This window comes from Actinoplanes sp. NPDC049118 (assembly GCF_040648555.1).
Lineage (GTDB): Bacteria > Actinomycetota > Actinomycetes > Mycobacteriales > Micromonosporaceae > Actinoplanes.
The window spans coordinates 232,608-259,489 of record NZ_JBEZDY010000011.1 but is presented as its reverse complement, the minus strand read 5'-3'; the positions used below and the strand labels follow the sequence as shown (position 1 = coordinate 259,489).

The window sequence follows — 26,882 nt, the reverse complement described above, 5'->3', positions numbered from 1 at the left end:
GCGCCGGGCGGGCCTGCCCGCAGCGCCTACCGCGGGAGCGGAGGTAGCGCGGGCCGGTCCAGCCATTCGGCGAACAGGCCGTCCAGCGGCTCCCTGGCGAAGCTCTGCGCGTGCGCCCGGAACCCCTCGGTCGTCACGGTCCCGTGCCGGTACTCCGCGGCCCAGGCCCGCAGCAGGGCGAAGAACGACTCGTCGCCGACCCGCTTGCGCAGGGCGTGCAGCGTGAGCGCGCCGCGCTTGTAGACCAGCGGGTCGAACATCCGGTCCGCGCCGGGATTCGCGACGATGACCTGCGCCGGGCGGGCCGCGACGCGGGCGTGCCACTGCGCCGCCAGGGTGTCCGTCGGCAGGTCGCCGCAGACCCCGGACCACAGCCACTCCGCGTACGTGGCGAAGCCCTCGTTGAGCCAGATGTGCCGCCAGTCCGCGACCGTGAGGCTGTTGCCGAACCACTGGTGCGCCAGTTCGTGCACGATCAGCCGCTCATGGGTGCGCCGCCCGTCGACGTGGTTGCGCCCGAAGACCGCCATCCCCTGCGCCTCGACCGGATCGTCGAGCTCGTCGTCGGTGACCACCACGACGTACTCGCTGAACGGGTACGGCCCGAAGAGCCGCTGCAGCGCCTCCATGATCTCGCCGTGCCGGCCGAAGTCGTGCGCGAACGCGGCGCGGACCGTACGCGGGATCGCGGCGCGCTGCACGACCCCGCCCGGGGCGAGGTCGACCAGCTCGTACCGTCCGATCTGGACGCTCATCAGGTACGGCGCGGTGGGCTCGAGGCGCTCGTACACCCAGGTGGTGCTGCCCGCGCCGCGGCGCCGGGAGACGAGATCACCGGTCACCAGGACGGTGTACGGCGAAGAGGTCGTGAGCGCCACCCGGAAGGCGGCCTTGTCGCCGGGCCGGTCGTTGCAGGGGAACCACGACGGCGACCCGTTCGGCTGGCTGGCGACGAGCACCCCGTCGGTGAGCTCGTCCCACCCGACGTCGCCCCACCGGCCGGAGATGGGCACCGGCTTGCCCGAGTACCGGATGTCGACCCGGAAGGTGTCGCCGGCGAAGACGGGGCGTTCGGGCCGGATGTGCAGCTTGTCCGGCCGGTGCGCGTACTTCGCCGGCCGCCCGTCGACCCGGACGTCCTGGATCCGGAAGTGGCCGAGGTCGAGGGTGAACCGCGACAGCGGCTGTACCGCCACGGCGGTGACGGTCGCCCGGCCGGCGAGGCGGTTGGACACGACCCGGTAGTCGAGGTCGAGGTCGTAGTGCACGACCCGGTAGCCGCCGTTGCCGTGCTGGGGAAGGTACGGGTCGGTCGAGCGGTCGGCACCGGGCCAGGCGCCGCGAGCCCCCGGTACCCTCCGGATCATGCCCGGCGGGCGGCCGGCGCCGGCCAGGTCGCGATCGGGTTGCCGAGCCACCGGCTGTCCTCGGGCACGGCGTCGCCGCGGGTCACCAGCGAGCCGGGCCCGACGGTGGTCCGCGCGCCGATGCTCGCGCCGGGCAGAACGATGCCGTGCGGGCCGAGCGCGGCCCCCGCGCCCAGGGTCACCTCATCCATGCTCATCACACGATCATGGAACAGGTGGGTCTGCACCACACAACCGCGGTTCACCGTTGCGCCGTCGCCGAGCCGGACCAGGTCGTACTCGGGCAGCCAGTAGGTCTCCAGCCACACGCCCCGGCCGATCTTCGCGCCGAGCGTACGCAGCCACGCCGTGAGCAGCGGCGTTCCGCTCGCGAAGCGGACCAGCCACGGCGCGGCGAGCACCTCGACGAACGTGTCGGCGAGCTCGTTGCGCCACACGAAGGAGGTCCACAGCGCGCGATCGGCGACCTTGAACCGCCCGACCAGCAGCCACTTCGCGGCCGTCGCGACGGCAGCGGCGACGATCGCCGCGCAGAGCATCACCGGCCCGGCGGCCAGCGCGGCCGCGAGCGCCCCGGCGAGCTGCCACGCGTAGGCCAGCGCGGCGAGGACGCTGACGGCGAGGGCGGCGGTGAACATCACCGGCACGATACGGCAAAACTCGATCGCCGCCCGAGCCAGTTTCAGCCGGACCGGCGGGTCGAACGTGCGGCTGGTGTCGGCCGACTCCACGGTGCGGCGCAACGGCATCGGCGGGGCGCCGAGCCACGACGAGCCCTTCTTCGCCTTGCGCGGCGCCGACGACAGCACGCCGACGAGGCCGCGCTTGGGTACCGACCGGCCCGGCGCCGCCATCCCCGAGTTGCCCAGGAACGCCTGCTTGCCGATCCGGGCCGGTGCGACCCGCAGCCAGCCGTGGCTCAGCTCGTACGTGGCGACCATCGTGTCGTCGGCCAGGAACGCACCGTCGTCGACGGTGGTCATCGCCGGGAGCGCGAGCACCGTCGACGCCTCGACGCCGCGACCCACCTTGGCGCCGAGCAGCCGCAGCCACACGGGCGTGAACAGGCTGGCGTAGAGCGGGAACAGCCCGACCCGGGCCATGCCCATCAGCCGCTCGGTCGCCCAGACCTGCCACGCCACGCGACCCCGTACGGGGTGGTATCCGGCGCCCAGGCCGATGCTGAGCGCCCGGACGGCGACGAGCACCAGCAGCGCATAGCCGACGAGGTAGGCGACCGTCGACACCGCGACGGCGGCCAGCACCGCGGCGGCCGTCGGCCGGAAGGCCAGCACCCAGCCGAGCAGGGCGAGCGCCGGCAGGGCGGCCACGACCGGCACCAGCCCCAGCAACTGCGCGGTCAGCCCGTACGCGGCGGTCCAGAACCGGGATCGCAGCCGCGGCCGCCGGGGGCGCTGCGCGGGCCACCCGGCCGGGTCCTTGGCGGCGGGTGCCGCCGGTGAGCCGGCCCAGCGCTGGTTCGCCGGCACGGCGCCGGCCACGGTCGAGCCGGCGGCGATCCGCGCGCCCTTGCCGACCCGGGCGCCGGGCAGGAGGGTGCTGCGGGACCCGACCCGGGCACCCGCGCCGACGCGGACCCGGCCGATGCGCACGACGTCGCCGTCGACCCAGTAGCCGGACAGGTCGACCTCCGGCTCGATCGCCGCGCCGCGGCCCAGCTTCAGCAGACCGGTGACCGGCGGCGCGGAGTGCAGGTCGACGTCCGGGCCGACCTGTGCACCGAGGGCCCGGGCGTAGGTGATCATCCAGGACGCGCCGGCGACGCCGGTCGCGCCGGTCACCTCGGCGAGCCGCTCCGCGGCCCACAGCCGCAGGTGCACGCCGCCGCCGCGCGGGTAGCTGCCCGGGCGCACCCCGCGCAGCAGCAGCCGCGCTCCCCCGGCCGACAGTGCGATCCGGCCCAGCGGGCTAAACAGCAGCGCCCAGCCCAGCGCCACCCACCACCAGGACACGGCCGGCGCCCACGGCGCCGGAACGACGAGGGCCAGCGCGTTGCCCAGCGCGGCCAGGACCGTCAGCCAGCGGAGCCCGACCAGCGCGAGCATCGGCAGCAGGAGCACGCCCTGCACCAGCCCGGCCCGCCGCGGCGTCGGCCGGACCTCACGGCGGACCGCCGCCGTCGTGTCGAGCCCGTCGAGCAGGGCCGCGAGCCGCGACAGCCTCGGGTGCAGATAGATGTCGGCGACCGAGACCCGCGGATGCCGGCCCCGGATCCACGCCACCAGCTGCGCCGCGGTCAGGCTGCCGCCGCCGTTGCTGAAGAAGTCGGCGTCCGCCTCGGTGGGACGTACGCCGAGGATCTCCTCCCAGCCGCCGGCGAGCCACTTCTCGGTCGCGGTCAACTCGGCCGCCGCGTCCTGTTCGGTGGCCAGCGGCCAGGGCAGCGCGGCCCGGTCCACCTTGCCGGACGTGCGCGTCGGCAGCGCGTCGACGACGGCCAGCAGCGGAACGAGCGCGGCCGGCAGCTGCTCACGGATCCGCAGCGCCGCCGCCGCGGCATCGAAGTCGGTGCCGTCGCGCGGCACCACGTATCCCACCAGGAGCTGGTTGCCCGCGGCGGTCCGCTGCACCGCGGCGGCCGCGCCGGCGACACCCGGCAGCGCCTGCAGCGCGGCGTCGACCTCGCCCAGCTCGATCCGGCGCCCGCCGAGCTTGACCTGCTCGTCGCCGCGGCCGACGAACAACAGCCCCTCGGGCTCCGCCCGGACGATGTCCCCGCTGCGGTACGCCCGCCGCCAGCCGAGCGCGGGCAGCGCCGCGAACTTCTCGGCGTCCTTGCCCGCGTCCAGGTAGCGCGCGAGCCCCACCCCGCCGATCACCAGCTCGCCGGTCTCGCCCATCGACACGGGTTCGCCCGACCCGTCGACGACCGCGAGCTGCCAGCCGGCGAGGGGCAGCCCGATGCGCACCGGAGCGTCACCGGTCATCCGCGCGGCGCAGGCGACGACGGTCGCCTCGGTCGGTCCGTAGGTGTTCCAGACCTCGCGCCCCTCGACGGCCAGCCGCTCCGCGAGCTCCGGCGGGCAGGCCTCCCCGCCGAAGATCAGCAGCCGGACCTCGTCCAGCGCCTCGACCGGCCACAACGCGGCGAGCGTCGGCACCGTCGACACCACGGAGATCCGCTGCCCGGCCAGCCACGGACCCAGGTCGACGCCGCTGCGCACCAGCGACCGCTCGGCGGGTACCAGGCAGGCGCCGTGCCGCCAGGCCAGCCACATCTCCTCGCAGGACGCGTCGAACGCCACCGACAACCCGGCCAGGACGCGGTCCCGCGGGCCGATCGCCTCGACGGCCCCGCCGGCCAGGAACAGCTGCGCCTCGGCGTCCACGAACGCCGCCGCCGAGCCGTGGCTGACGGCCACGCCCTTCGGGGTTCCGGTCGAGCCGGAGGTGAAGATGATCCAGGCGTCGTCGTCCGGCCCGGGCCGCCCGGGCCGGCCCCCGGGGGCGCGGCGCGGCGAGACGGCCAGGCCGTCACCGAGCACCGCGCAGACGCCCGCCTCGGCGAAGACGAGCTCGGCACGCTCCTCGGGATCGTCGGCGTCGACCGGCACGTACGCCGCACCGGCCGCGAGCACTCCGAGGATCGCGAGGTACAGCTCGGCCGTACCGGAGGAGATCCGGACGCCGACCCGGTCGCCGACGCCGATGCCGTGCCCGGCGAGCGACGCCCGGACCGTGTCGACCTCGTCGGCCAGTTCGCGGTACGTCAGCACGGTGGCGCCGCTGTCGAGGGCGCCGGCGGCGGGGTGTGCGCTCACGGTGTCGTGGAGGATGTCGACGAGCGTGCGCCGGACCGGGGTGGAGGAGGAGCGGAACACCGCCGGGCCCGCCGACGGGATGGCGATGGGGGGAAGCTCTACCAGGCGCAGATCAGTCGTCAGGGTCACCGGGCGTGCACCATCTTCACCTCGCGGATCGGCGTCAACCAGGCGTACGGCCGTGCGGACCCGCCCGGGGCAACGCTCAACGCTACGTTGGATTAACGCAGAATGACGGAGGCGCTACCGTTTCGTGGCGACCACCACAACAAGTCACCCGACACAAACGTAGTGAATCCGGGCATTGAGCCACCGAGTCGCCCCCGGCCCCTGCCCGGCGGTCCTGCCGCCATGGGGGTCTCGGCTAACGTGCAGCCGATGGCACTTCATGTTGAGGACGAGGGACAGGGCGAGCCGGTCGTGCTCGCACACGCCGGGGTCACCGATCGACGGGTCTGGGACGCCGCGGTTCCCGTCCTGGTCGCGGCGGGCTACCGGGTGATCCGCTATGACCAGCCGGGATACGGGCTCTCTCCCCGTCCGACCGGCCCACACTCGCTCGTCGCCGACGCGCTCGACGTGCTCGCCGCGACCGGAGTCGAGTCGGTGCACTGGGTCGGGTTGTCCCAGGGCGGCGCGACCGGCGTCGATGTCGCGCTGGCCCAGAGCGGCCGGATCCGGTCGCTGGCGCTGGTTGCGCCGGGGATGTCCGGCTACGACTGGCCCGCGCTGCCCGGCCGCGAAGGCCGCATGGCCGCATGGGAGCGCCACGACGGCGCCGGCCTGGCGTTGGAGATGCTGCGACTGTGGGGGCCGTTGTCGTTCGACGAGGCCGGGCGGTTGCGCGCCGACGACCCGGCCGCCGCGGTGGTTCTCGACCAGGCGGACTGGTTTCTGCAGGACGAGCAGGAGGTCGAGGAGCCCGCGGCCGAGCCCCGACTGGGCGAGATCGCCGTGCCGACGCTGATCGTGCTCGGCGACCGCGACGTCGAGCCGATCACGGACATCGGCCGCCGGTACGAGAAGGGCATCCGCGACGCCGGCCTGGTCATGCTGTCGGGCGCCGACCACCTGCTGCCCCTGCGGGTACCCGATCAGCTGCACCCGCTTCTGCTGGACCATCTCTCCCGGGCCCGCACCGCTCGAAACTGAACGGCCACGGCGGCCGCGCCTGCCCTATGCTGCTCGGGCTTTGAGGGAGGCGCGCACATGTGGGACTGGGACGCCGAACAGGTGGCGAAGAAGGAACCCGTCAGGCCGGCCAGGACCTGGGCCGCGGGTGGCATCGGGATCCTGATCGCGGCGCTGTTCCTGGGCTGGCTGACGATCGGCCTGCTGGTCGGCCGGGACGTGACGCGGGCGACCGGCGGTTCGCCGGCCGCGGGTGATCGACCGCTCGACGACGAACAGGTCAGGGAGGCCGCGGGCATCCTGTCCGGCGCGGGTCTGCGGGCGAGAAACCCGAACGCGCTCGGGCTGAGCTCCGCCGAGACGCTCGAGGTGGTCGACGCCGACGGCGAGATGCGGCTGACGCCCGGCACCGTCGGCACGCGCAACGACGCCTGCTCGCAGGCCCCGTTGGTGACCGTCGCGCTGACGGTGTCGGCGACACAGGGGTCGATGACCTGGGACCCTGCCGCGTTCCAGCTGGTCGGCCCGGACGGTCACGGTGAGCCCGTGCTGGCCGGCTGCTCCGGCGCGCCGGTGACGCTCGCCGAGGGACAGCGGCTCACCGTCGAGCTGCCGTTCGCGGCCGCGGCACCGGCCTGGCTCGTCTACGCGCCGGACGGCCCGGCACTGGGCCGGTGGCGCCTGTCCTGACCGGCTCGGGTCGGGGCTTCTCAGGCCTTGGTGGCCACGAGCAGGTATTCGTGCGCCCGGTTGGTCACGGTGGGGTCGTCGCCGCTCGCCGCCTTCTGGTACAGGTGGATCCGCTCGTCGCCGAGCACCAGGTGACGGCCGAGGACCCGCGCGGCGTCCCAGGCCAGCGGCACGAACCGGCCCGCCACCCGGCGGTTCTGCACGCAGATCACGGCGTGGGCGCCCGGCTTGAGCACCCGGGCCAGCTGGGCGAAGACGTCCTCGATGGCGCCGAGGTAGTCGTCGTACTCCTGGAGGGCGTAGAGCGTGCCCTCCTCGGTGGACGCGTGCTCGGCACTCGTGCCGAAGTAGGGAAGATCGCACAGCACCAGGTCGACCGACTCGTCGGGCACCGGCGGCTTGCGGGCGTCGCCGCACAGCATCGTCTGATCGCTGTATCCGGCCAGCCGTTCGCGTGCCTCGGCGACCCGCTCCTCGGAGATCTCCATCCCGATGCCGCGTCGCCCCTCGACGGCGGCCGCGACCAGGGTCGTGCCCCAGCCGGCGAACGGGTCGAACACCGTGTCCCCGGGCTTGCTCAGCTCGACGATCAACGGTCGCAGCTGGCTCACCCAGGCACACTGGGCGACGGAGGAGGACATCACGAACTCGGCGTCCTCGCCGTCAAGAACCCGCCAACTCGCCACACCCATGAGATCTTCGCCAATCGTAGTCGATAGTGGACCATGCCCGCGTGCGCCGATCATCGTAGACCGTCACCGCACGCTGACGGTACGTCGAACGCCGCCTTTCCGCTGTCGTGCGCCCGTCACCGGAGCCCGGCGGCGCCGACCCGGACGTTCTGGAAGGCGCCGGTGCCGTCGAAGACGTTCAGCCCGAACAGACCGGCGGAGTACGCAGAGTCGACGGCGTCGATGACCTGGACGCCGTCGAGCCGCACACGCAGGCGCGCGCCGGCGGCGATGACAGTCAGGTGATAGGCGCGCCCCGCCACGATGGGTGTCGGGAACACGGCGATGTCCCGGCCCGGCCGCCACAGCTTGACCACGCCGGAGGTGTCGACGTTCGCCGTGTAGTGCTGTGACGCGTCGGCGGTGGCCCGGAAGGTGAGCGCGGCGGCGACCCCGTTCACCGGGCGCACGTCGGCCTCGTAGGTGAAGTCGGTGCCGGTGGTGCCGCTGAGATAGAACGCATCGCCGGAGGCCCGCGCGTGCACGCCGTCGCCGGGCGCGGTCCAGGTGCCGCCGGCCGGATGCCACGGCCCGGCCAGGTTGGTGGCGAAGCCGGCCACACCGAGATTGACGTTGCCGATGACCGCGGTGCCGGCGAAGACGTTCGCGCCGGCGCGGCCGGTGGCGTAGGTGCCGTCCTCGGCGTCGATCACCGGCGTGCTGCCGTGGTCCAGGTAGACCCGCAGGCGCGACCCGGCGGCGACCACCCTCAGGTGGTAGGTGCGGTCGCGGGCGATCGGCGTCGCGTACGTCGCGATGTCGCGTCCCGGGCGCCACAGCTTGACCAGCCCGGCCGCGTCCACATTGGCGGTGTAGCGGTCCCGGAACGTCAGGCCCGCCGCGGCCGCGTCGCGCAGCCTGACGTCCGCCTCGTACGTTCCGTCGCCCGCGACCGTGGAGCTCAGGTAGAAGCCGTCGCCGGTCGCTGTGCCCTGCTTGCCGCCGGCCACGTCGGTCCAGGTGCCGCCGGTGGCCGCCCACGGTCCGGCGAGGTTGCCGGTCAGCGTCGACTCCTCGGTGCCCCACGCCGAGCCCAGCCGGTCGAACCGTAGCGAGACCAGCCGCACCGAGCCGCCCTCGGCGTAGGCCTGCATGCCCTGGCTGCCGGGGGCGGAGTCGAAGCGGACGACGTCGCTTACCGACAACGCGCCGTCGCCCCCGAACACCTCCAGCTGTCCCCGGTCGACGAGGACCCGCATGCTCACCCGGCCGTTCACCGGCGCCAGGGGCGCGCCGTACAGGGTGCGGGCCGCGCGGTCGTAGGTGACGGCGCGGTCGTAGGTGCCGTCCGCGCGGGTGTGCAGCCTCAGCCCGAAACGCGTCGCGGTGGCCGAGGCCGCGTCGAACACCGCGGTCACCTCGTAGGTGTCCGCGGCGGCCGGCGACACCGGCGCCGTCGGCGTCACCGTCCGGTCGGCGATGGTCACCGTGCCGGAGCGCAGCGACGCCAGCTCGTCGATCGGGGTGCGGGTGAGCCCGACCCCGTCGGGACCGGTACGCAGCCGCAGCTCGGCCGGGAAGGTCAGGTTGCCGCTCCAGACGCTGCCCCGCGCGGCCGGTTGCCACGCCGTCTGGATCACCCGGCCGCGGGGATCGCCGAGGAAGGTCTGCCCGGCGTAGAACGTGCCGCCGGCATCGTTGGCGCCGTGGTCCATCCGCCGCATCGCGGTCCGCGGCAGGAACGTGGTGCCGTCGAAGTCGCCGGTCACGTACTCGCCGCTCGCGTCGGTCAGGACCCACCGCTGGTCGTCGGCGTTGCCGTCGACCGGCAGCTGGAACATGTCCGGGCACTCGAAGAACCAGCCCGCCGCGTACCGGCTGCGCCAGGTCCAGTTCAGCAGGTCGGCCGAGGTGAAGAAGTCGGCGCCGTTGCCGCCGCCGTCCGACCACATCACCATCACCCAGCGCCGCGACGGCGCGTGCCAGAACACCTTCGGGTCGCGGCTGGTGCCCGCCGGGACGGCCACCTTGCGGCCGCCGCCGTACGTCTGGAAGGTCCGGGCGCCGTCCAGGCTGTAGTGGATCGTGGCGCCGTCGGTGCCGGAGAAGACCAGGATCGGGTCGTCCGCGCCGCTCTTGAGGCCGGTCACGTTGGCGGTGTCCACCACGCCGTTGCCGGACCAGAGGTCGCCCGCGTGCACGCCCGGCTCGAGGGCGATCGGCAGCTGCGTCCAGTGCACCAGGTCCGGGCTGGTGGCGTGCCCCCAGTGCATGGTGTCCCAGGCCGGCCCGTGCGGGTTGTGCTGGTAGAAGAGGTGGTAGCGACCGCGGTACCAGAACGAGCCGTTGGGATCGTTCATCCAGCCGGCGCGCGAGCTGAAGTGGAACTGCCCGCGGTGCGCCTCGTTGTAGGCGGTCGCCGGGTAGGGGAACTCGGGATAGTCCGCGGCGGTGCCGGCTGCGGCGGGAAGTGCGGGCGTCGTCACGGCGGCGACGAGGGCGAACAGGGCGGCCGCGACGAGCCGCCGGAGACGTGTGCCCATCCGCAGACTATAGGCCGACATCGATGTCTTCGGTCATGCCGCCGGCAGGCCGCGGGCGCGGGCCGCCCTACCTGCGCCGGACCAGCAAGAGGAGCGCGGCCACGATGCCGGCGACACCGAGCATGCAGACGGCGAGGACGAGGAGGTGCCACGGCTTCACGGATCCCATGCGCCGGCACCCTACCGGCCGACGGCAAACGATCACCGGTCGGCTACACGTCGATGGTGGCGAAGATCGGCGCGTGGTCGGAATCGGGGGCGCTGCGGCGTTCCGCCGGGTCGTCGCCGACCGAGGGGAGCCTGCGGTCGGTGACCGTGCGGACCTCGCGGACCCGGTCCAGCAGGGCGTGGCTGACGAGGATGTGGTCGATCAGCTCGGGCCGGCCCTGGTACACGCGGGAGAACCGGGTCTCCTCGGGGATGAGCGGGGCGAGGCTCCACAGCCGGGAGTCGTCGCCCCGGTCGGGCCGGCTGAAGCCGGCGGTGCCGAGCTGCGAGCCGGGCGGGCCGTACAGGATCTGGGTAGTCGCGGCGGACGGCTCGTCGTTCAGGTCGCCGACCAGGACCAGGGGCCGTTGGCCGGCGCCGTGCAGCAGGTCGTCGACGGCGACGCGGACCGTCACCGCCTCGGCGGTACGCCGGTAGAGGGCGTAGGCGGCGTAGCGGGCCCGCTCGGCCTCGTTGCGCGGCGAGAACCGGCTGGCGCCGTTGGGCCCGGGGAACGACAGCAGCTTCGACTTCAGGTGGCAGACGAGCATGGTCACGCGCTGCCCGCCGGGCAGGTCCACATCGACGCCCAGGACGCCGCGGCCCATGCCGGAGACCGTCTTCCGCGGTTCGTCGCCGCCCTGCACCGGGCGCAGCAGCGGCGCGAACACGGCGGTGTCCGTGACGACCTGGAGCGGGTGCCGGGAGATCACGCCCACGCGGATCGGGCGACGCGGCTCGAAGCGGGTGGACAGCACCGTGTGCCAGTCGCCGTCCAGCAGGGCGACGAGGTCGGCCAGGGCCTCCGGCTGCCCGACCTCCTGCAGGCCGAGCACGTCCGGACCGGCCGCGTTGATGGTCGCGGCCAACGCGGCCAGCTTCCCGTCGTAGACGGCCTTGTCGTCGGGCCCGAACTCGTCATCGGGCCAGAACAGGTTCTCCAGGTTCCACGTACCTACGGTGATCACCGAGTGCCTCCCGGGCGTGCGCGCCGGACGTGCTCAAGCGCATCATCGGCCGCGCGCCGGGCAAGCGCTGTCGCGTACCCGATCCCGGCGGCGAGGCCTTCGGTCGCATTTCGGCATTCACCCGCGTTCCCAGCTCCAGGGCCGGGCCGGGCCGGGGCGCCGCCGGGCTCGCGGCCCCAGCGGAAGTCGTCGCCGTCGCAACTGAAAGTGATCTCCGTGGCGGCCTCGAGAGTGGGTGCAAGCCGCCCGGCACCTTCCTTCCGTGAGGAGCACCCGATGTCCGGCGACAGGGACCAGCGCCGCAGCCTGCGTGGCAGGTTCGCCGCCGCCACCGTCACCGGCCTGGTCGCCGGCGCCGTACGCGCGCTGGCCGACTGGATGCTGCGGCGACTCACCCCCGGCGATTGACCGGCACCCTCACGCGTGCCGTCATCGCGCGGATCGTTGTCGTCGTGTGAAGGTGGCGGGATGCCCCAACCGATTCTGCGCACCGCCCGGTTGCTGCTGATCCCGCTGGCGGACCGGCATCTCGGCCTGGAGGTCGAGCTCGATTCCGACCCGGAGGTGCTGCGCTACCTCTGGGGGCGGGCGCGCACCAGGGACGAGGTGCTCGTCTCGCACGCGCAGCGGATGGCGCTCGCCGGGAAGGTGGACGGGCTGGGGTTCTGGATGGCGTTCGGGTCCGGCGGCGCAACGCCCGGCTCGGCGGCGCCGGAGCGCGAGGACGACGGCGAGTTCGTCGGGCTCATGATGCTTCCGCCGGCACACGGTCCCGATCAACCCGACGACCCGGCCGTCTGCGACCTGGGATACCGCCTCCTGCGCCGCTGGTGGCGTCGGGGCCTGGCGAGCGAGGCGTCCCGGGTGCTGCTGCGGCACGCCTTCGAGACCGTCGGGCAGAGCCGGGTGATCGCGCAGACCATGGCGGTCAACCGGGGGTCGCGGGGCGTCATGGAGGCGATCGGCATGCGGTACGTGCGCACGTACTTCCCGTCCTGGGACGACCCGCTGCCGGGCGCGGACTCGGGTGAGGTCGAGTACGAGATGACCCGCACGATGTGGACCAGGACTCACCCCGCCGCGTAGCGCCCGGCCGCAATTGATCGACGTTCATGGATATTGACAAAGGTCTGTAACAGACTGGAAACTTTGTGAGAGCGCTCTCACGTAGCGCCGGGAGTGGGCCCCTCCCCCGACGATCCAGTCATCGAAAGGCCGATGTCATGCCGAGTTCCGCGTACCGATGGCGTCGCCGGTGTCTCGCCGCCGCCACAGTCCTGACAGCCGGCGGCGCGTCTGCCGTCTTCGCCCTGCAGGCCGACGCGGCCGTCCCGTCGGCGCCGTCCGGCCTGACCCTGGTCTTCAGTGAAGACTTCACCGGGGCCGCCGGCACGGGGCTCAACCGGTCCGACTGGCTCTACGACATCGGCACGTCGTACCCGGGCGGCGCCGCGAACTGGGGCACCGGCGAGATCGAGACGATGACCGACTCGACGCAGAACGTCTACCACGACGGCAACGGCAACCTCGCGATCAAGCCGATCCGTGACTCCGCCGGGCACTGGACCTCGGGCCGGGTGGAGACGCAGCGCACCGATTTCGCCGCGCCCGCCGGCGGCAAGGTGCGCATCGAGGGCCGCCTGCAGCAGCCCAACGTCACCGGGGCCGCCGCCGCGGGCTACTGGCCGGCGTTCTGGACGCTGGGCGCGGCGGCGCGCCCGGTCGGCGCGACGAACTGGCCGAGCATCGGCGAGTGGGACATCATGGAGTCGATCAACGGCCGGAACTCGGTCTTCTCGGCACTGCACTGCGGCGTGGCCTCCGGCGGCCCCTGCAACGAGACCACCGGCCTGACCAGCGGCGAGCACGCGTGCGGCACCTGCCGGACCGGCTTCCACACGTACGCGGTGGAGCACGACCGCGGCGTCTCGCCCGAACAGCTGCGGTTCTACCTGGACGGTGTGCAGTACCACCAGGTCAACGCCGGCCAGTTGGACGACACCACCTGGAACAACGCCACCCGGCACGGCATGTTCGTGATCCTCAACGTGGCCATCGGCGGCGGCTTCCCGGCGGCGTTCGGCGGCGGACCGACCGCGGCCACGCAGTCCGGCGTTCCCATGCTTGTCGACTACGTCGCCGTGTACCAGTCGGGCGGAACCACCACGCCGCCGACCACCTCGCCCACCACGACACCGCCCGCCACGACACCGCCGTCCGGCACGGTCCGCGACGCCTACGCGCAGATCGAGGCCGAGTCGTACGACGCGTCCTCCGCGGTCGCCGAGGAGGCCGCGACCGAGGGCGGCCAGCACGTCGGCTACCTCGGCAACGGCGACTGGCTGCAGTTCAACGACGTGGACTTCGGCACCGGCGGCGTCCGCGACTTCGTGGCCCGGGTGGCCTCGGGTGCCGCGGCGAACGTCAGCGGCCTGGTCGAGGTCCGCATCGACAGCCGCGGCAACGCGCCGATCGGCAGCTTCGCGCTCGGCAACACCGGCGGCTGGCAGACCTGGCGCTCGGTGCCGGGCAACGTCTCCGACGTGTCCGGCCGGCACCAGGTCTTCCTCACCTTCTCGAGCGGGCAGCCGGCCGACTTCGTGAACGTGAACTGGATCCAGTTCCGCCGATAGGTCGTCCGCGCGGATCCGTGGTGTTGCCGTGAACACCGACTGGCCGGACACGATCGAATGTGGTCCTGAAGATCCGGCGGGCCCCGGCGTCCCGGGTCAGGAGGGTGTGCCGGCGCCGGGGAGGACGGCCTGGACCAGGTCGCGCAGCGGGTCCAGCAGCTGCTGTTCGGTGGCCGACGCGAGCGGCTGAAGACCCAGCGAGGAGCGCAGCGTGACGATCCCCAGGGTCGTGGCCAGCACGATCTGAGCGCGCAGCAGGGCCGCGTCGTCCGGGTCGGCGCCGCCCGCGGCCGTCGCCATCTTCTCGCTGACCGCGTGCAGCACCGAGCGCCGCAGCTCGTCGACGCGGTCGTCGCCGGAGGAGCGCAGCAGCAGGAGCAGAGCGACGCGCAGCCGGTCGTCGTCGGCCGCGCCGCCGATCCGCCTGGCGATGCCTTCCGCGATCCCGTCCACCGGCACGCCGTTCTCGTCCCGGCGCACGTCGGTGACGGCGGTGGTCAGGCAGGCCTCGAACAGGCCTTCCTTGTTCGTGAAGTAGCGGTTGATGAGGGCGACGTTGACGCCGGCCTCCTCGGCGATGTCCCGCACCGTGGTCGCCGCGTAGCCGTCGCGCGCGAACCTGGTCCGCGCCGCCTCGAGCAGGACCTGCCGGGTCCGGCCGGCGTCGCGGCGCCGCCGCTGTGCGGGAGCGTCTTCACACGTCGCAGGGGGATCCACCCCTGCTGGGCTCGCCGTCACCTGGGCATCCTCTCCATCGCCCCGAAATCGTATCCCGGGGCGCTACGGCAGGTAAACAAACGCTGACGTGGCTGGTCACGGCACTGTGATCCGCCGCTCAGTAGGTAGTAAACGCCTGTTGATTTTGATGGTATCAACAGTAGATTGTATGTCAGCGGATGTTTACTACCGGCCGGGCGGAGCGGGCTCGATGACCACAGCGGGGGCTGTCACGACGACGGCGGGCATGGCGTGGCTGCGCGGGCGCTGGGCCCGCGTCCTGCTGCTGGCGGCCGCCGGCGTCGCCGCCGCGGTCGCGCTGCGGGGACGCGTACCCGATCTCGCCCAGATCCTGTCCATCATCGGCTCCGCCGACCCGCGCTGGCTCGCCGCCGCCGTGCTCGCACAGGTCCTGTCGCAGGCGGCCTTCGCCCGGCAGCAGCGCACCCTGCTCGCCGCCCTCGCCGTCCGGGTCTCGCGGCGCGACGCGCTGGCCATCACCTACAGCCGCTCGGCGATGAGCATGGTCCTGCCGGCCGGTTCGGCGATGTCCGCGGCGTTCGCGCTGCGGGAGTACCGCCGCCACGGCGCGAGCACGGCCGCGGCCACCACCGGCATGGTGCTGTCCGGCGCGGCCTCCGTCGTCGGCCTGACCCTGCTGTACGCGGGCGCGATCGGCACCTCGGCGTTCGCGCCGCACGGCGGATGGCGAGCCGCGGCCCTGGCGGGCGTGGCGGTGCTGGTCGTCGCGCTCGGCGGTTGGGCCGTCGTCGCGTACCGGCGGCGCGCACCGCTCGCGGCCGCCGCGCCGCGCCGGATGCCGAGCCCCGGGCCGGGACGGATCGCACGGGGGCTCTTCCAGGCGCGCCGGGTGCTCCGCGAGGCGCGCGCCGTGCGCCTGCGCCACTGGGCCGTGACGATCTCCTTCGCCGTGCTCAACTGGCTGCTCGACCTCGGTTGCCTGGTCGCCGTCGCACACGCCTGCGAGCTGCCGCTGTCCGCCTTCCACCTCGCCTCGGTGTACCTGGCCGTGCAGGTGGTGCGGCAGATCCCGCTCACGCCCGGCGGCGTCGGTCTGATCGAGGCGAGCCTGCTCGCGGGATTCGTCGCGGCCGGGGCGCCCCAGGCGGGCGCGGCCGCGGTCGTGCTCGCCTACCGGATCGTCTCCTTCTGGTTCCTGCTGCCGGTGGGGCTGGTGGCTTACCTGAGGCTGAACCGGGACGGCCGGCGCCAGGCCCTCGCCGCCCGCAACGCACCCGCGCCGACGATGTGAGGTAAACACTTGTTGACTTAACCGGCCGCCTGCCGATAATTAAGTCAGCAAACGTTTACTTCTAGCGTCGGGAACGTCATGACCTACACCATCGAAGAAGCCGCGCCCGCCGGAGGAGTTCCGGCGGACGGCGGGAGCCGGGGCGGCAGGCTGCTGGTGCTGTACCTGGCGCTCGGCGGGCTGGCGTTCGCGGTGCTCCAGTCGCTGGTGTCGCCGGCGCTGTCGACCATCGGACGCGAGTTGAACGCCTCGACCAGCGACGTCAGCTGGGTCGTCACCGCGTACCTGCTGTCGGCGTCGGTCCTGACGCCCATTCTCGGCCGGCTCGGCGACATCGCCGGCAAGCGCCGGGTCCTCATCGGCGTGCTGGCCGCCCTCGCCGCCGGGACGCTGGTCGCCGCGCTGGCCCCGAGCCTGGCCGTGCTGATCGCCGGTCGCGTGCTGCAGGGCGCGGCGGGCGCGATCCTGCCGCTGTCGATCGGCATGGTCCGCGACGAACTGCCCCGGGAGAGGGTCGCACCCATCATCGGCCTGATCTCGGCGATCTTCGGCGTCGGCGCCGGTATCGGCATCGTGGCCGCCGGCCCGATCGTCGAGCATCTCTCGTGGCACTGGCTGTTCTGGCTTCCGCTGGTCCTCGTGGCCGTCGCGCTGGCCGGCGCGATCTTCGGCATGAAGGAGTCACCGGTCCGCTCCCCCGGCCGGCTCGACGTGCTCGGCGCGGCCATCCTGTCGGTGTCGCTGGTGGCGCTGCTGCTGGCCATCAGCAAGGGCCAGGCGTGGGGCTGGGGCGAGGCCCGGACCGTCGGCCTGCTCGCCCTCGGCGCCGTCGGCCTGATCGTTTTCGTGCTCGTCGAGCTGCGGGTCAAGGAACCGCTCATCGACATGAAGCTGATGAGGAACCGCGGCGTGTGGGCGACCGACCTGGTCGCCCTGATCCTCGGCTTCGCGATGTTCGGCACGTTCCTGCTGGTCCCGACGCTGCTCCTGCTGCCCGAGGCCACCGGGTACGGCTTCGGGAAGTCCGTGTCGCAGGCCGGCCTGTTCCTGCTGCCCACCGTCGTCATGATGGTCGTCTTCGGCCCCCTGGCGGGCATCCTCAACCGCCGGTACGGCCCGAAGCTGCCGATGTTCCTCGGCACCGTCTTCGTCGTGGCCGCGTTCACCCTGCCCGCCCTGGCCCACGACCGGATCTGGCAGATTCTGGCCTCCGGCATCCTCACCGGCGCCGGGATCGGCTTCGCCTTCGCCGCCATGTCCAACGCCATCATCGAGAGCGTCCCGGCGGCACAGACCGGCGAGGCCACCAGCGTCAACACCATCGCCCGCACCATCGGCAGCTGCATCGGCACCGCCGTGGTCGCCGCGGTCATCACCTCCGGCACCACCGCGCGGGGCATGCCGGCCGACGGCGCCTTCACCACCGGCTTCTGGGTCTGCGCGGGCGTCGCCGTCCTGGCCGTCGTGGCCGCGATCGCCCTGCCGTCCGCGCACAAGCGCCACCAGCAGGCCGTCGAGGCGGGCATCGACGACCTCCCGCCCGAGCCGCGGGAGCTGCACCTTCCCCACCGTTCGCACGCCTGACGCCCCGTCGGCTCCGCCGCGGCCAGACATTCACGGGTATAGATTGCTCGGCAATATCCGCCACCCTCACGGTCACGGCCGCACCGGCCCTGGCCGCGACCACCGCCGGCATCGACGTGTCCCGCTACCAGGGCTCGATCAACTGGACGAGCGTGCGCAACGCCGGCATCGGCTTCGCGTACATCAGAGCACCGAGGGCGTCAGCTACAAGGACCCGAACTTCGGTGCGACGTGTTACGGCCTGAGCCAGGCCGCGATGCGCACGTGGATCTCGGACTTCCTCAACACCTACCGCAGCCGCACGAGGCGTTACGCGGTCATCTACACCACCACGAGCTGGTGGACGAGCTGCACCGGGAACTGGAGCGGACCCTGGGCGAACCATCCGCTGTGGATCGCCCGCTGGGCCGCCGCACCGGGCGCACTTCCGGCGGGCGCGCCGTACTACAGCTTCTGGCAGTACACCGCCGGCGGCTCGGTCCCCGGCATCAGCGGCGCCGTGGACCGCGACTACTTCAACGGCGACCGCAGCCGGCTGGTGGCCCTCGCGAACAACACCTGACACGCAACGGGCCCGCGGCGTCCGACGCGGTCAGTAGACGTCGCGGGCGTAGCGTTTGTCGGCGGTCAGCTGCTTGAGGTAGGCGTCGGCGTCGTCCGGGGTGAGGTGCCCGTGCGCGACGGCGATGTCGCGCAGGGCGGTGTCGACGTCGCGGGCCATGCGGCTGGCGTCGCCGCAGACGTAGAGGTGTGCCCCGTCGCGCAGCCAGGCCCACAGCTGGGCACCGTGTTCGCGCATCCGGTCCTGCACGTAGACCTTGTTGCGCTGGTCACGGGAGAACGCGAGGTCGAGGCGGTTCAGCACGCCGGTCTCCCGCAGGGCGGTGAGCTCGTCGGCGTAGTAGAAGTCCGTGGCGCGCCGCTGTTCGCCGAAGAACAGCCAGTTGCGGCCGGTCGCGCCGGACGCCTGCCGCTGTTGCAGGAAGGCGAGGAACGGCGCGACGCCGGTGCCGGGGCCGATCATGATCATCGGGGCGTGCGGGTCGGCGGGCGGCCGGAAGTGCGGCGTGCGCTGCACGAAGACGGGTATGCCGGTGCCGGGCGCCGCGTCGGCCAGGTGCGTGGAGCAGACGCCCTTGCGGGAGCGTCCGGTGTGGTTGTCGAAACGGACGACGGACACGGTGATGCTGACCTCCTCGGTGTCGACCGCGGGGGTCGAGGAGATCGAGTAGAGGCGGGGTTGCAGCCGTTTGAGTACGCCGGCCCAGTCCTGCGCGGCGGCGCGGATCGGCCACCCGGCGATGACGTCGACGGCCTGGCGGCCCCACGTCCACTTCGCCAGTTCGCCCTTGTTGTCGGCGCGCAGCAGGGTCTTGAGGTGCGCGTCGTGGCTTCGATCGGCGACGAAGCGCAGCAGGTCGGTGGTGACACGGGTGACGTCGAGGTGCCGGTGCAGCGCGTCGGCCAGGCCGACGGTGCCGAGGCCGGCCAGCTCGATCGGCGCCCCCGGGTCGAGGCCGGTGACGGCGAGCCATTCGGCGACGAGGTCCGGACAGTTGGCGGGCCACACCCCGAGGGCGTCGCCGGCCTCGTAGGCGAGGGCCCCGCCGGTGTCGAACGTGAACCGGCGGACCTCCTTGGCGGAGCCGGGCCGGCTCAGCAGCCGGTTGCCGGCCAGCGCAGCGGTCAACGGGTACGCCTTCGTCGGCGCGGGCGTGCCGGGCCGCGGTGCCGGGCCGGCGTCGTCGCTGAGGGCGGCGAGGACCTGTTCCAGCCAGGCGGCGGCGGTCTCGTCGTAGTCGGGTTCGCAGTCGGCGCGGGCGGCGAGCCGGACGGCGCCGAGCTCGGCGAGGCGGGCGTCGAGGCGGCGGCCGTGCCCGCAGAAGTCGGCGTAGTTGGAGTCGCCGAAGGCGAGCACCGCGTATCGGCGCCCGTCCAGGCGCGGCGCGTCGCTCGTGGTGAGGCTCTGCCAGAAGGCGTCGCCGTTGTCGGGGGCGTCGCCGTCGCCGAACGTGCTGGTGACGATCAGCAGGTCGGCCTCGGCGTGCAGCGCGTCGGTTGCCGCGGTGTCCATGGCGCGCAGCACCGGCTGCCGGCCGGCGGCCGTCAGCCGTGCCGCGACGGTGGCGGCGAACTCCTCGGCGGTGCCGGTCTGCGACGCCCACAGCACCTGCACCTGACGCGCCGGAGCCTCCGGCGGGCCGCCGGCCGGGGGATGCCGGCTCGCGGTGTCGCCGGGGGCGGTCGCGCGGGAGTAGGTGCCGGCGAGCAGCCCGTTGACCCAGAGGGCGGTGTCCGGGTCGAACGGCGCGGAGCCCGGCAGCACCGGTACGCCGGCCGGCGCGGCGGCGAGCGCCGTCAGGAACCCGGACAGGTAGCGGCGCTGCCCGGCGCTGAGCTGCGGCGGGTCCTCGTCGAGGTTGAGCGTGCCGCGCAGCAGCGCGACCTGCGAGTCCGGCCGTGCCGTGGTCGCGGCCGGCGGGGTCGCGACGCGGGCCAGGGCGACGGCGCAGACCTTGAGTTCGGGCTGGAACGAGATCGGGTCGACGGCGTCGTTGGTGACGGCGTTGACGCTGAGGTACTCGCCGAACAGGTCGTTCCAGTGGAACGGCGCGAAACAGTTGCCGGGCATCACCCGGTCGGTGACCACGGCGGGCAGCACGGCCCGGCCGCGGCGGGATGCGACCTCGACCTGGTCGTCGTCGGCGATGCCGAGCGCGGCCGCGTCGGCCGGATTGATCTCGACGAACGGCCGCGGGTTGAGCCGGGCGAGCTTGGCCACCTTGCCGGTCCTGGTCATGGTGTGCCACTGGTGTTGCAGGCGGCCGGTGTTGAGCACGAACGGGAAGTCGTCGTCGGGCAGCTCCGCCGCGCTCAGGTGCGGACGGGCGAAGAACACGGCCCGGCCGCCCGCGGTCGCGAAACTCAGGCGGGGACGGTCGCCGTCCGGCGACACGCGGGCGTGCTGGCTGACGCCGTCGTTGCGGTAGCGGATCGGGTTGCGGGTGCCGCCGCCCGGCGGCGCCGGCCACTGCACGGGGCCGTCCCGCAGCCGCTCGTACGAGACCCCGCGCAGGTCGTAGCCGGTCTGCGGGTTGCTGAACCCCTGGATCTCGGCGAAGACCTGCTCGGCGCTGGTGTAGGTGAACGCGTCGGCGTAGCCCATCTCGCAGGCGATGCGGGCGATCAGCTGCCAGTCCGGCAGCGCCTGGCCGGGCGGGTCGACGACCGGGCGGACGAGGGTCAGGTTCCGCTCCGAGTTGATCATGATGCCGTCGGTCTCGGACCACATCGCCGCCGGCAGCGCGATGTCGGCGTACGCGTTGGTCTCGGTCTCGGCGAACGCGTCCTGGGTGACGACGAACTCCGCCGCCTCCAGGGCCTGGATGACCGTGCGCCGGTTGCCGACCGACGCGACCGGGTTGGTGCAGATGATCCAGCAGGCCTTGATGTGCCCCTCGGCCATCCGGGAGAACATCTCCACCGTGCCCTTGCCGACGTCGGTGCGCAGCGTGCCCGCGGGCAGGCCCCACGCGTTCTCGACGAACTCCCGGTCCGCCGGGACGAGAACGGAGCGCTGGCCGGGCAGCCCGGGTCCCATGTAGCCCATCTCCCGCCCGCCCATCGCGTTCGGCTGCCCGGTCAGCGAGAACGGGCCGGAGCCGGGCCGGCAGATCGCGCCGGTCGCCAGGTGCAGGTTGATCAGCGCGTTGGTGTTCCAGGTGCCGTGGGTCGACTGGTTGAGGCCCATCGTCCAGCAGCTCATCCACTCGCCGGCCGCGCCGATCCACTCGGCCGCGCGGCGGATGTCCGCCTCCGGTATCCCGGTGATCTCCGCGACCGTCGCCGGCGGGTAGTCGGCCAGGAACGCGGGCATCGCCTCGAAACCCTCGGTGTGCGCGACGATGAACTCCTCGTCCACCCGGCCATCGGCCACGAGCAGGTGCAGGAGGCCGTTGAGCAGCGCCAGGTCGGTGCCGGGCCGGATCTGCAGGAACAGGTCGGCCCGGTCCGCGGTGGCGCTGCGCCGCGGGTCGACGACGATCAGCTTCGCGCCGGCCTTCACCCGGTCCAGCAGGCGCAGGAACAGGATCGGGTGGCAGTCGGCCATGTTCGCGCCGATGACGAGGAAGACGTCGGCGTGGTCGAAGTCGTCGTAGGAGCCGGGCGGGCCGTCCGCGCCGAGCGACAGCTTGTAACCGCTGCCGGCGCTGGCCATGCAGAGCCGGGAGTTCGACTCGATCTGGTTGGTGCCGATGTACCCCTTGGCGAGCTTGTTCGCCAGGTACTGCGCCTCCAGGGTCATCTGCCCGGAGACGTAGAGGGCGACCGCGTCCGGCCCGTGCTCGTCGATGACCGACCGCAGCCGCCGGGCCGTCTCGGTGATCGCCGCGTCCACGTCCAGGTCCACCGGCGCCGCGTCACGCTCGGCGCGCGCCTTCGCGGCGGTCAGCCGGCCGGTGGCGGCGAGCAGGTCCGCGCTGGTCGCGCCCTTGGTACAGAGCCGGCCCGCGTTCGCCGGGTGCGCCCGGTCACCGCCGGCCCGGAAGACCTTGCGGCGCCCGTCGGGGCCGAGGCCGACGTCGAGGACCATGCCGCATCCGACGCCGCAGTACGAACAGACGGTCCTGACCTGCGTGATGTCGCCATTGCCGGCCACGCCCACCCCCGGATCGCATCCCCGGCCAACTGCGCCGACGATCACGGTGGCGGCGTTCCCACAAGCTAGGAGTTGATCGTTACCGGCCGGTCACGCCAGCGGGTTGCCGACTGTTAACGCACCCGCACAAACCGGGGTAAACACCGGTGAGGCGCGGTCAGGGTGCCTGGAAGCCGGCCGCGGTGAGCACGGCCCTGCCCTGGTCCGACCGCACGTAGGCGACGAACTCCTGCGCGCCGGCCGGGTTCGGTGCGTTCTTCAACACGGTGATCGGGTACTCGTTGACGGCGCCGGCCGACTCGGGAAACTCGATGCCGTCGATGTCGGCCGCCGAGGCCTTCGCGTCGGTCCGGTACACCAGCGCCGCATCGACCTCGCCGAGCCTCACCTTGGACAGTGCCGACTTGACGTCCTGTTCCAGGGTCACCGGGGTGACGTCGACCCCGGCGGCGTCGAGGGCCTTGCTCGCCGCCGCGCCGCAGGGCACCTGTTCGGCGCAGAACGCCACCTTCAACCCGGGTCCGGTCAGGTCGGCCAGGCCCTTGACGCCCTTGGGGTTGCCCTCGGGCACCGCGATGACGAGCTGGTTCTTGACGAAGGTAACGGCGGCGCCCGCACCGTTGCCGGCGTCGGTGACGATCTTCATGTTCGCGGGCGCCGCGGAGGCGAACACGTCGGCCGGCGCACCCTCGTTGATCTGGGCGGCAAGGGCCGAACTGCCGGCGAAGCTGAACACGACCTTCGAACCCGGGTGTGCGGTCTCGAAGTCCCTGCCGATGGTGGTGAACGACTCCGTCAACGAGGCGGCGGCGAACACCGTCACGGTGCCGGTGACGCCGGACGGGGCGCCGGTCCCGCTGTCGGCGCCGTCACCACAGCCGGTCGATGCGAGCAAACCCGAGACGGCGAGCGCGGCCAGGGCATAGCGGATCTTCACTGTCGGTTCCTCCCCTGCCGGGTTTCCGGCACGCGGCACACTCTATCCCTGGTATATCCGAGGGGAAACAGACGCTACGACTAGCAAAGGCAGGGAAATAGCGCTACAGAACCCAGTATCTGCGTCACCGGCTCCGATCTCCCGATCGTCCGCCTCCCCCGGAGGATGCGCTCATAGACTTCGACGATGGACACGAAGCTCGAGGTTGTGGTGCTGCCGGTCGCCGACGTGGATCGGGCCAAGGACTTCTACAAGGCGCTCGGGTGGCGCGAGGACGCCGACTTCGCCGCCGGTCCGGACTTCCGGCTGGCGCAGCTGACCCCACCGGGCTCGCCCTGCTCGGTCATCCTCAGCGTCGGAGCCACGAAGGCGGCTCCCGGCTCGGCGGACGGGCTGCACCTGGTGGTGGACGACATCGAGGCGGCCCGGGCCGAGCTGAGCGATCGGGGCGCCGACGTGAGCGAGGTGTTCCACGACGCCGGCGGGGTGTTCCACCACGCCGGTACCGAGGGGCGGGCCGCCGGCCCGGCGCCGGACCGCCAGAGCTACGGCTCGTTCGTCTCGTTCACCGACCCGGACGGCAACCTGTGGTTCGTCCAGGAGGTGACGACCCGCCTGCCGGGACGCGTGGCGCCCGGGCCCGCGGCCTACGACTCCGCCGCCGACCTGGCCGGGGCGCTGCGCCGCGCGGCCGCCGCGCACGGCAGGCACGAGGAGGAGATCGGCAAGGCCGACCCGGACTGGCCGGACTGGTACGCGCAGTACATGGTGGACGAGCGGACCGGCGGCTCGCGCTAGGCGGCGGCCGGCACGTCCTCCAGCCGCCGGCGGGCGGCGGCTATCGCCATGCGGGCGTGCTCCTTCGCACCGATCTGGGCCACCAGCTGCGCACGCGGGATCTCCAGTGCGTACGTCAGGCCCGGAGGCAGGGCGGCCAGGATGCCGTCGAGGTCGATGCCGCCCTCCCCGGGATAGAGCCGTTCGAACCGCGCGGTGTGGATGAGCTCCTCGTTGGTCGGCGGCACGCCGGCGGGCGCATCGCAGACGTGCGCGAAGTGGAACCACTCGGCGGGCAGCTCCCGCAGATCCGCCACGCTGGATCCGGAACGGGCGAAGTGCAGCAGGTCGATGAGCATGCCGGCGTTCGGCTGATCGGCGGCGCGCAGGACCCGGGTCGCCTCGCCGAGGTCCGGCGTCTCGGTCCAGGACGGAAACTCGAGATGGACGGTGAGGCCGAGCGGCCGGGCCAGCTCGCAGAGCTGGGCGAAGCGGTCCACCTTGCGGTTGCGGTCCGGATCGGGCAGCTGCGTGATGACGTGCCGGGCGCCGAGCTCCGCGCCCGCCTCCAGGAAACGCTGGAAGTCACGGGGATCCTCGTGCGGTCCGAGCCGCGCCAGCTCGATGTCCAGCACCTCGACGCCGGTGGCGGCCAGCCGGACCTTGGTCGTACGCATCAGGGCGGGGTCGGTGGCCAGCGGATAGTGCGGCTCCTGCGGCGTGACCCGGGTCAGCCGTACGCCGACGTAGCGATAGCCCGCGTCGGCGGCGGCCTCGACGAGCTCCGGCGGGGACAGGCTCAGCGCGGTCAGGTGGGCGAGCGAGTAGTCGTGCGCCCGGCCGTCCGGCCGCCCCGCGGTGTCGCGCAGCCCCTGCAGGCGCCGGTGCCGGTGCGCGGCCATGCGCACAGGCGCGCTGCTCGCGGCGCCGTACCCGCCGTATCCGCCGACCCGTTGCACCACCTCGAAGAAGAGCCGGGACCCGAGCATCTCGGTGTAGAAGTGCAGGTACTCCCCCTCCTCGTCGCTGTCGTAGAGGATGGAGTGCTCCCGCAGCGCGGCGAGCAGATCCGGCGGCGGGGCGAGCCGGGCGTCCAGATCGTCGTAGTAGTTGTCCGGGATGCTCAGGACCGGCGCACCGAGGTCGCGCATGGCCCGCGCACTGGCGATCACGTCGTCGCTGGCGAACGCCACGTGCTGTGGGCTCGGGATCCCGGGCGACCAGCTGCCTCGGCGCAGCGGCGCCGTGTTGAGCGTTATCCGGAAGGTCCGCTCCGCGTTGGTGGCGGACCGGCTGCGCAGCAGCCCGAACGGCGCGGCGAGCTCCGTCGTCGGGCCGGACCGCAGGCCGAGCACCGAGGTGTAGAAGAGGGAGACCTGATCGAAGTCGTCGACCGACTCGGTGAGAGCGATGTGGTCGGTCCTGGTGACCAGGCCGTCGTCCCGGGCCCGATCACCGGTGGCGGCGAAGTCCGCCGGCCAGCCGCCGGCGTCGGCGCCGCTGCGGCAGAAGAAGACGGCGGTGCCGTCGGGCGCGGCCACCGAGCTCAGGTCCGCCTCCTGCGGCAGCCGCACCCGGGGCAGCACCGGCGCCAGCAGCCGGTCCGCGCGCTGGGCCGACCCGGCCGGATCGTCGCTCTCCACCCCCACCGCGCAGATCACCGCCGTGCCGGGCACGATCGTGCGCTGCGGCGCGAAGTTCAGCAGGATCCGGGCGTCGCCCTGCTGCCAGAGCTGCACCGGCTTGGACCGGTGCTGCCCGGTCCGGGCGAAGCCGACCGCGGCCAGCGTGCGCGCCACGACCGGGCCGGACACCTCGTCGACGGCCAGCTCCGTGAAGACGTGCCCGCCGAGCCGCGGCGCCGGCGGGAGGCCGGGCGGCGGCACGGGTGCGCGCGGTGGCGGCGGGCGCCGGGCGGCGGTGACGGACTCCTGCAGGGCGAGCAGCGACCGCATCCCGTCGATGGCGGCGTGCCGCGGGTCGGCCTGCCGGTAGATGTCGTTGAACACCTCGAGCGAGAGTGGACCGGGGTACCCGGTGCTGACGACGTGACCGACGAAGGCGGTCAGGTCGAAGGAGCCCAGCCCGGGAAAGAGCCGATGGTGCCGGCTCCACTGGACGACGTCCATCTTGAGGCGCGGCGCGTCGGCCAGTTGCAGGTGGAACACCTTGGCACCGGGCACGACCCGGATGCCCGCGGGATCCTCGCCGCGGGACAGGACGTGGAAGCTGTCCAGGCAGAGGCCGAGGGCGGCATGGTCCGCACGCCGGACGATCCGCCACGCGTGTGCGTAGGTGTTGACGTGCCGGCCCCACGCCAGCGCCTCGTACGCGATCCGCAGGCCACGCCGCCCGGCCCGCTCGGCCAGTTCGGCCAGCTGATCGGCGGCCAGCTCGTCGTCGTCGACCGACTCCGTGGACTCCGACGAGCACAGCAGCAGCGTGCCGGCACCGAGCCGCTCCAGGAGGTCGAGCTTTCGTTCCGCCCGCCGCAGGTTGGCACGCAGCGTGTCCGGCGGCACCGCCTCGAAGTCGCGGAACGGCTGGTAGACGTCGATGGTGAGGCCGCGGCGCGCACATTCCTGGCGTACCCGCGACGGCGACCACGGCGACGCGATGAGGTCACTCTCGAAGAGCTCGACGCCGTGGAAGCCGGCCGCGGCGGCCGCCGCCAGCTTGTCCTCGAGGGTCCCGGACAGGCACGCGGTGGCGATGGAGAGCCTTGGCCCGCCGGCCGGGCCGCTCACCACAGCATGATCGGCGATGAGCATGGGTGCGCCGCCTTCCTGCGGATGTGCCCTTGGGCCATCAGGCGGACCATCAGGCCCAAAATAATGTTCGTACCGGTTAGTTAGTTATACGCGACGGGCTCCCCCGCCGAAAGAGACGCACGTCGCCCATCCGGCAGCGCGCCGTCCGAACGGGGGAATGCCCGCGTCGAC

The 26,882-nt window shown here is 72.9% G+C and carries 18 protein-coding genes; 9 read left to right on the top strand and 9 right to left on the bottom strand.

What is annotated here, in order from left to right; genetic code table 11:
- Positions 1-26: 26 nt before the first annotated feature.
- Positions 27-1,367, bottom strand: a complete 1,341-nt coding sequence (locus tag AB0B58_RS19685; protein ID WP_360225324.1) for a M1 family metallopeptidase — start codon at positions 1,365-1,367, stop codon at positions 27-29.
- Complete coding sequence (locus AB0B58_RS19680; RefSeq protein WP_360225228.1) at positions 1,364-5,278, bottom strand: Pls/PosA family non-ribosomal peptide synthetase; 3,915 nt, start codon at positions 5,276-5,278, stop codon at positions 1,364-1,366. The genes AB0B58_RS19685 and AB0B58_RS19680 overlap by 4 nt, the downstream gene beginning before the upstream one ends.
- 249 nt (positions 5,279-5,527) lie before the next feature.
- On the opposite strand from AB0B58_RS19680, the gene AB0B58_RS19675 reads away from it, so the two are divergent.
- Positions 5,528-6,301 carry an alpha/beta hydrolase gene (locus AB0B58_RS19675; protein ID WP_360225226.1) on the top strand — a complete coding sequence of 258 codons (774 nt, stop codon included), beginning with the start codon at positions 5,528-5,530 and terminating at the stop codon, positions 6,299-6,301.
- Between the two features lie 57 nt (positions 6,302-6,358).
- Complete coding sequence (locus AB0B58_RS19670; RefSeq protein WP_360225224.1) at positions 6,359-6,970, top strand: hypothetical protein; 612 nt, start codon at positions 6,359-6,361, stop codon at positions 6,968-6,970.
- Between the two features lie 20 nt (positions 6,971-6,990).
- Here the strand turns inward: AB0B58_RS19670 and AB0B58_RS19665 are convergent, their stop codons facing one another.
- The 3 genes from AB0B58_RS19665 to AB0B58_RS19655 all read right to left on the bottom strand — a co-directional run bounded on the left by AB0B58_RS19665 (position 6,991) and on the right by AB0B58_RS19655 (position 11,359).
- Positions 6,991-7,662: a DNA methyltransferase gene (locus AB0B58_RS19665; RefSeq protein WP_360225222.1), complete on the bottom strand. Its 672-nt coding sequence runs from the start codon at positions 7,660-7,662 to the stop codon at positions 6,991-6,993.
- Between the two features lie 116 nt (positions 7,663-7,778).
- Entirely contained in the window at positions 7,779-10,184 is a 2,406-nt protein-coding gene (locus AB0B58_RS19660) for a glycoside hydrolase family 32 protein (protein ID WP_360225220.1), read from the bottom strand.
- 212 nt (positions 10,185-10,396) lie between these two features.
- Positions 10,397-11,359, bottom strand: a complete 963-nt coding sequence (locus tag AB0B58_RS19655) for an endonuclease/exonuclease/phosphatase family protein (RefSeq protein WP_360225218.1) — start codon at positions 11,357-11,359, stop codon at positions 10,397-10,399.
- Positions 11,360-11,635: 276 nt separating this feature from the next.
- Here AB0B58_RS19655 and AB0B58_RS19650 point away from each other — a divergent pair, with 276 nt between their 5' ends.
- From AB0B58_RS19650 to AB0B58_RS19640, 3 genes are all read left to right on the top strand, one after another.
- On the top strand, positions 11,636-11,767 hold the full coding sequence (locus tag AB0B58_RS19650; protein ID WP_360225216.1) for a hypothetical protein: 132 nt from the start codon (positions 11,636-11,638) through the stop codon (positions 11,765-11,767).
- A gap of 60 nt (positions 11,768-11,827) precedes the next feature.
- Entirely contained in the window at positions 11,828-12,445 is a 618-nt protein-coding gene (locus AB0B58_RS19645; protein ID WP_360225214.1) for a GNAT family N-acetyltransferase, read from the top strand.
- A gap of 137 nt (positions 12,446-12,582) precedes the next feature.
- Positions 12,583-13,992, top strand: coding sequence for a carbohydrate-binding protein (locus AB0B58_RS19640; protein ID WP_360225213.1), 1,410 nt, complete (start codon positions 12,583-12,585; stop codon positions 13,990-13,992).
- A 96-nt stretch (positions 13,993-14,088) separates the two neighbouring features.
- Here the strand turns inward: AB0B58_RS19640 and AB0B58_RS19635 are convergent, their stop codons facing one another.
- Positions 14,089-14,730, bottom strand: a complete 642-nt coding sequence (locus AB0B58_RS19635; protein WP_360225211.1) for a TetR family transcriptional regulator — start codon at positions 14,728-14,730, stop codon at positions 14,089-14,091.
- A 190-nt stretch (positions 14,731-14,920) separates the two neighbouring features.
- Here AB0B58_RS19635 and AB0B58_RS19630 point away from each other — a divergent pair, with 190 nt between their 5' ends.
- The 3 genes from AB0B58_RS19630 to AB0B58_RS19620 all read left to right on the top strand — a co-directional run bounded on the left by AB0B58_RS19630 (position 14,921) and on the right by AB0B58_RS19620 (position 18,128).
- Positions 14,921-15,982, top strand: coding sequence for a YbhN family protein (locus AB0B58_RS19630; protein ID WP_360225209.1), 1,062 nt, complete (start codon positions 14,921-14,923; stop codon positions 15,980-15,982).
- A gap of 78 nt (positions 15,983-16,060) precedes the next feature.
- A complete protein-coding gene (locus tag AB0B58_RS19625) occupies positions 16,061-17,566 on the top strand; it encodes an MFS transporter (protein ID WP_360225207.1) in 1,506 nt (501 codons plus the stop codon).
- A gap of 256 nt (positions 17,567-17,822) precedes the next feature.
- Positions 17,823-18,128, top strand: coding sequence for a GH25 family lysozyme (locus AB0B58_RS19620; protein WP_360225205.1), 306 nt, complete (start codon positions 17,823-17,825; stop codon positions 18,126-18,128).
- Positions 18,129-18,158: 30 nt separating this feature from the next.
- Here AB0B58_RS19620 and AB0B58_RS19615 read toward each other — a convergent pair whose 3' ends face one another.
- Positions 18,159-22,226 (bottom strand): bifunctional nitrate reductase/sulfite reductase flavoprotein subunit alpha, encoded by a 4,068-nt coding sequence (locus AB0B58_RS19615; protein ID WP_360225203.1) that lies wholly within the window; start codon positions 22,224-22,226, stop codon positions 18,159-18,161.
- A gap of 157 nt (positions 22,227-22,383) precedes the next feature.
- Positions 22,384-23,163 (bottom strand): molybdate ABC transporter substrate-binding protein, encoded by a 780-nt coding sequence (gene modA / locus AB0B58_RS19610; protein ID WP_360225201.1) that lies wholly within the window; start codon positions 23,161-23,163, stop codon positions 22,384-22,386.
- A 186-nt stretch (positions 23,164-23,349) separates the two neighbouring features.
- On the opposite strand from modA, the gene AB0B58_RS19605 reads away from it, so the two are divergent.
- The gene (locus AB0B58_RS19605) at positions 23,350-23,961 is read left to right on the top strand and encodes a VOC family protein (protein ID WP_360225199.1); all 612 of its coding nucleotides are present in this window, start codon (positions 23,350-23,352) and stop codon (positions 23,959-23,961) included.
- Here AB0B58_RS19605 and AB0B58_RS19600 read toward each other — a convergent pair.
- On the bottom strand, positions 23,958-26,687 hold the full coding sequence (locus AB0B58_RS19600; RefSeq protein ID WP_360225197.1) for a TIM barrel protein: 2,730 nt from the start codon (positions 26,685-26,687) through the stop codon (positions 23,958-23,960). The genes AB0B58_RS19605 and AB0B58_RS19600 overlap by 4 nt on opposite strands.
- Positions 26,688-26,882: the final 195 nt, after the last annotated feature.